A 203-nucleotide genomic window follows, 5' to 3' on the forward strand; every position below is an offset into this window, starting at 1 on the left:
ACACCCGTTCCCATACCGAACACGGAAGTTAAGCTCTCTAGCGCCGATGGTAGTTGGGACCTTGTCCCTGTGAGAGTAGGACGTTGCCAGGCAATTCGGAGGATTAGCTCAGCTGGGAGAGCACCTGCCTTACAAGCAGGGGGTCGGCGGTTCGATCCCGTCATCCTCCACCATTTAGCCGACTTAGCTCAATTGGTAGAGCA

At 55.7% G+C, this 203-nt stretch carries 1 tRNA gene and 1 rRNA gene; both read left to right on the top strand.

Annotated features, from left to right (window positions below):
• Nucleotides 1-92 (top strand): 5S ribosomal RNA (rrf, locus tag MR079_RS29130); the annotation flags it as partial.
• Between the two features lie 5 nt (nucleotides 93-97).
• A tRNA-Val gene (locus MR079_RS29135) sits at nucleotides 98-173 on the top strand.
• Nucleotides 174-203 lie beyond the last annotated feature (30 nt).

The organism is Bacillus cereus group sp. BfR-BA-01381, assembly GCF_022663555.1.
GTDB classification, from domain to species: domain Bacteria; phylum Bacillota; class Bacilli; order Bacillales; family Bacillaceae_G; genus Bacillus_A; species Bacillus_A pacificus.